Below are 5,712 nucleotides of genomic sequence, written 5' to 3'. Positions count from 1 at the left end.
CTATAATTCTAACATATTGTGGTAAAACTATAAATTGATGGTTATATCCTAGCAGGATTCTTCAAAATTCTTATATGTTATATACAAGTTTAGTAAACATAAAACGTATTATCGTAAATAAAAAAGATGTCTCTATTTGCTAAGAGACACCTTGTTCTATTCTATAGAAAGCTAATCATTAACAATCAGTTTTTTTAGACTTATGAAGAGGAGGTGGAATTAACCAACCTTTTTCTTTATTAAGTCTTAAGAACTTTCCACCAAGAGCTACTTTTTGCATATGAATTTGTGCGAACATGGCTGCAATATCTTCACGAATAGATTGTCCGATCAATTGACTACACGCAACTAGACCAGCAGCTATATTCATTGAAATTGCTGCAGCTACTTCTGGATCTTGAACACGTGCACCCACTGGGATATCATCTAAACAAGCTTCAGGTCGTTCAGGCGGGGTTGGCGGTAAGCCTACTCCATTTTCTTTTAACAATGTTTCGATGCTTTTCATTTCTTGCTGGCACTGTTCGATTGTCTCTTGTACCAATTTATGTAGATCCTTGTCACCTACATGATTTAGAAATGTTTGATAGCCAGACACTAACCCTTTTGAGGTAGAAACATACGACCATGTTCCAAATACCTCCCCATAATGCATTGGTTCATCTGTAGGATTTCCACTTAAAATACCCATTGTTATCCTCCTTACAAAATTCATGATAGTGTGCCACCTTCCTTGCTATGCACATGTTTAACGTCTCCAAATTTTGTTTTATTATTCTTCTACTTCTATCGAAAAATTAATTCATCAAAGAATATAATTCCATATTTCAAGCAAACTAACCAAGATGTTTAGAAGAGCATCGTCCACTATACCCTTGTTATTAAACCCAAAAAAACTACTCTATAGGTAGTTTTTTTGGAATTGTTGGAGAGATTATAAATTGTGGCTCTCATCACAGCTATTTATCTCTACTCATACAAAATAGATATTAACGAACTTTTTCTTCACGATCATCTCTTCTTTTAAGACCAAAAAGACCAACTAGTCCTAATAATCCAAGYARTTCCCAAGGTGAATCATTGTYATCATCCRYAYCAGTTGCTGTAGTGACATTTCGAGTRTTTACGTCATTATTATAATTTAMGTYATCATTATAATTTGCTCTATCTACGTTATTRTTTTCAGCATTAACMGGYAWGRTGAAAGTCATCATAGCTAAAGCTAACGTACATAATAAAACAGAACATTTCTTTTTCATCATATTCCCTCCTTTCTTTATTAAATAAAGTTCCCCTATCACGAAATCCTATTCTTTAGTGACATAAAGCTTATAGACTGTATCTAAAAATTTCATCCTACAAGAGTACAGTAATGAGTAAAATTTCATATTTTAAGCAAACTACTCAAGATGAGGTAAATCATCATTCCGTATAAAACTAAGTGTAAACAGAAAAATCACTGTTCAGGAGCAGTGATTTTTTCTGTTTTTAAGCTGTATATGGTATACATGTTTAGTTACCATAATGTAGTTTATAGGTATAAATGAATCCTTCATATTTTTAAAAAATTAATAAATAGAGATTTGGAATATATACTAAATACAGGGAAGGGGTAGGGGAGCATCAAACGGAAATAACATCTGTGTCCATGTTATTGAAAAAACTTATTCTTAATGAACATTATTTAATTAAAAAGGAGAGATTTTATATGACTGATAATAAATCGAATGATTCAGAAAAGGCATTAAATAATAGTATAGATGAAACTGAACTGGTTGAACCTCAAAAAGAGCCTGTAATAAAGCCTTCTGATCCTTATCCACACAGATATTATACTGGAGATGTCTCTATAGTTTCTGATGCTGTACTGAGAAACGATAAAGAATAAAAGAATTTTTCAAGGTATCACCGACCTTTTATCCTATTTCCCACGATAATAAAAAAATTACCCCCAACCTTTAAATTAGGCATAGGGGGTTTTTTTATCTATTCTTTAAAGATTAATATAAACTAAATTACTTATAATATATATGTAATTATTAACTCACTTTAGTTAAAATAGCGTTAACCATTACATACCTTATAGAAAAACCCACTACATGATCAATACTCTTATGATAGCAAGAAAGGAACGAAAAATAACTATTAAGTCATTTCGTATAATGGAGAGATAAGCATATATGAAACCTCCTTAATCTATAAGGAGGCCTCTCTTTTAAAACATAAAAAATTGCTTTGTTATATCTCATCATTTTTATTTAACGATTGTTAGGGAATACTCTTTTAACGGTTTCAGTAAAATCTTCAAATAGGCCATTTCTTGTCGCACCTTCATTAATTCGATTTCCGTACCCTTCCATACGATTCACAAAATCAGGATCAGATGACACGTACACGTTTCGAATATCCTTATCTGTAGCTCTTACTTGATCTGAAATCTTCTTTTTTAAACGGTCGGTTACTTCTCCGTTTGCCTCATTCTTTAAAACAACAGCCACGTATGCATTTCGGTTTGTAACAATCACATTTGCAGTGTCTACTTCATTTAATTTAGCAATACGATCCGCAGCTTTATCAGCTACCTCTAATCGTGTCTGATTATTATTATCTACATTATTATTTTGATCACCGTCGGGTTGAAAACCCACGTCTCGTAGATCATTGTTGTCACGAGTATTTTGAGCTTTTTGTTCAGACGGTTCTTCAGTTGGATCAGGCTCAGCTTCATCTTTTTTATCATTACAACCAAAAAGAAAACCTACTGATAAAATAGCTGATAAGAGTCCCAGTACATACTTTTTTGTCTTCATTCCTTTTTCACTCCTTCTAATAGTCATATATGTATTAAGGTTTACCTTGTTTTTAAAATAATTACAGGAAATAATTTGAAGATACAAGTAGTGATAGCATCATTTTCCGAGTATATATACGTAACCACGGCAAAAAATAAAGATGTTGGAAGAAAGCTTTCTTTCAAACACTTATCAAAGAGGGACTTGCATAATGAATAATGTACAGCAGCTAACTTCTTTATTTAATGTTAATGGCCTATTTGGGAAGAAAAATAATAACAGAGGCATGCTACTGTCACTTTTAAGCATAGGAATTGGGACTTTAGTGATTTGGATAATAAGAGGAAATGGAAATAAACCAGGGGCACCAACCATGCAAACAATGACGAGTAGAAGCCAAATGAAAAACGGTTTATCTAACCAATAAAAGTAAACATACTTTCTCTACAACGTATAAGTGGGAAGTTTAGATTTAATAAAAAAACATTTCTATTTAGCTTTTCCATTTAATATAATGCATATAAATTTAGTTAACATACTGAATTTTATCGAAAGTCATAAAAAATGGAAATTAAGCATAATATTTGATAAAAGGACGCAACAGAAAAACCTACTGAACATGGGGACTGACCCCATGACAGTAGGTTTTTTCTCTTTTCAGACTGTATACGATATACAAATTCAGTTAACATAATACCTGCTCTCGGAACCAAGCAAGCAAAAGAGTCCTTGATATGTTAGGCTTTTTTTGTTTACCATAAATGCTTAATGATAACCATTTTGTCCATTTTGGCTGTTGCTCGTTTTGTGTTTTGGCTGGCTTTTTTTATTTTGCTTCGTATTACTTCCACCTTTTTTAGTATGCTTTGTCATTGTTTTAAACCTCCCTTTCACCTTGTTAGTATGCTCATATATACAATATAATTTCATACCAATAATTACTTGGCTCGTATGCATCGCCAAGGTTTCACGGGCTAGATATTACAAATGGCAGCGTACTCAAAAATCGCGAAGTTAACGAAAAGCACATAGAGAAACGTCATGAAATTATAAAGCTAACCTAATACAGTTAGCTTTATTTATCTTTTACTGAACTGGTTTAGTCGGGTAGGCAGGCACTCTCACGAGCGYCCGCCCCCCTAAGAACCGCACGTGACAGATTTCCCGTCATACGGCTCAAGCCTTCTTTTTATCCGAACAACTTATTTAATACATGGTACATGTAYTAATTTAGCYAATTTACCTGTAGAAACCTCTAGGTTTCGCACTGTAACTTTCTCTCCATTTTGTAGAGTCTGCTTACACAATGCACAACGATATCCTTGTTTCCTTGCGAGTTTCATCCTATYTAAAGTATTTTCGCTATTAAAGACCTTACGGTCTCGCTTTTCCCAATAATCTTTTAGATTCGGATCATCTGGRCTGTTCTTGTAGGCTACCATGACATGTCGTTCTATTTTAATCCAAGACATCTTCAACAATTGAATATTAGTAAGTGGACATGTGAGAATCCATTTRTTATTTCCGCCATGGTGGGGTTTCTTAAAATAGCGCTTATTAATCCACTTCCAAGACTTCCTTGGATGCAATTGTCTAAGGTGTTTCCTTATTTTCAARAARACGTAGTTGTCTATATAACCAAACGTCTTTTTWGAMACGACATGTTTCCAATACTGTCCATAACCWCTAATAATWGGGTTTAARACACGTATWAKTTCTTTTACTGGTCGTCCTCGCATCACTGCGAACGTATCTTTTATCTTGCTTTTTGCTTTTCTGATGCTGTCTTTACTGGGTTTAATTAATAACTTATTGCCTTGTTCCGTTTTGTATTGTCGGAGTGAAAAACCAAGGAAATCAAACCCACTYTCGATATGTGTAACTYTGGTTTTATCTTCACTCAATTTAATTCCTCGCTTTTGTAAGTAAGGATTGAGTTTCTGATACATACTTTCAGCTTGTTCCTTCGTTTCCGTTACGATGACGAAGTCATCTGCGTAAAGAATACGTCCTATTTTACATTTGGGATCGGTTTTATATCTTCCATTTGATTTGTGTGTCTTTCTATAGAAGATACCAATCTCTTCTTCCATTCCACATAACGCAATATTGGCCAGAAGAGGGGACACAATACTTCCCTGAGGAGTTCCCTCTGTTGTTTTATGGAGCATATCCTGCTCTATGTATCCCATTTTGAGCCACCTTTTAATAATAGTATTTCCTGAGAATGAAGATGTTTGTTCTACTATCCAATTATGATTAAGATGGTCAAAACATCCTAAGAAGTCTCCTTCAAATACCCACTTTTTCTTACTATTTGTGTTCAGCTTGTTAAAGAGGTTACTTATAGCATCATGTGTGCTTCGTTTAGGACGAAAACCATAGGAAGTGGCTTCGAATCTAACTTCCCATTGCGGTTCCAGTGCGTTCTTTACTACGTTTTGATACACTCGATCTCGTATCGTCGGAATACCGAGAGGTCTTAGCTTCCCATTTTTCTTAGTGATAAACGTTCGTTTCGCTGGCTTTGGGCGATGCTGAAAGACATTATATCTTAACAGTTGTCGATATAGTGTGATACGTTCATTTGGTTTTAAGACCGTATAGCCGTCTACACCAGGTGTTCGCTTTCCGGTATTTTGTTGCGTCACTCTGCGAATAGAGARTAATAGATTTGCTTTACTCCTAAGGAGTAAACGTTGAAGTTTTCTTACTCTTCTTTGTTGATTCTGTTGTTCGGCACGATAAATTCTTTGTCGTAACTTCGTTACATATTTTTGTACAGTATTCCAATCAATAGAGTACCAACCTTTATGCGAGACGTGCGCCGACGCTCGTAGAGAGGTATTCATAACAGCACGCTCCTTTTCGTTAGAAGATAGCCACAAATTTATTTTCGTGTTGAAGACCCATGAGAAGT

The 5,712-nt window shown here is 34.4% G+C and carries 6 protein-coding genes; 2 read left to right on the top strand and 4 right to left on the bottom strand.

The features are described from left to right. Nucleotides 1-178: 178 nt before the first annotated feature. Entirely contained in the window at nt 179-691 is a 513-nt protein-coding gene (locus tag AC1DRF_RS15325) for a DUF3231 family protein (protein ID WP_098600863.1), read from the bottom strand. Nucleotides 692-989: 298 nt separating this feature from the next. Beyond that, entirely contained in the window at nt 990-1,259 is a 270-nt protein-coding gene (locus tag AC1DRF_RS15320) for a WGxxGxxG family protein (protein WP_477741069.1), read from the bottom strand. Nucleotides 1,260-1,708: 449 nt separating this feature from the next. On the opposite strand from AC1DRF_RS15320, the gene AC1DRF_RS15315 reads away from it, so the two are divergent. Next, entirely contained in the window at nt 1,709-1,888 is a 180-nt protein-coding gene (locus AC1DRF_RS15315; protein WP_053488439.1) for a hypothetical protein, read from the top strand. Nucleotides 1,889-2,258: 370 nt separating this feature from the next. Here the strand turns inward: AC1DRF_RS15315 and AC1DRF_RS15310 are convergent, their stop codons facing one another. Then, nucleotides 2,259-2,810, bottom strand: coding sequence for a YhcN/YlaJ family sporulation lipoprotein (locus AC1DRF_RS15310; protein ID WP_055992560.1), 552 nt, complete (start codon nt 2,808-2,810; stop codon nt 2,259-2,261). Nucleotides 2,811-3,003: 193 nt separating this feature from the next. Between AC1DRF_RS15310 and AC1DRF_RS15305 the strand changes: the two genes are divergently transcribed. Further along, nucleotides 3,004-3,219 carry a hypothetical protein gene (locus AC1DRF_RS15305; protein WP_098804088.1) on the top strand — a complete coding sequence of 72 codons (216 nt, stop codon included), beginning with the start codon at nt 3,004-3,006 and terminating at the stop codon, nt 3,217-3,219. A 775-nt stretch (nt 3,220-3,994) separates the two neighbouring features. Here AC1DRF_RS15305 and ltrA read toward each other — a convergent pair. Continuing rightward, nucleotides 3,995-5,644, bottom strand: a complete 1,650-nt coding sequence (ltrA, locus tag AC1DRF_RS15300; protein ID WP_477741070.1) for a group II intron reverse transcriptase/maturase — start codon at nt 5,642-5,644, stop codon at nt 3,995-3,997. Between the last annotated feature and the right edge of the window lie 68 nt (nt 5,645-5,712).

The organism is Priestia sp. P5_B4 (assembly GCF_056400385.1).
The sequence above is the reverse complement of the archived record's forward strand: the minus strand, read 5'-3'. Positions and strand labels throughout refer to the sequence as shown.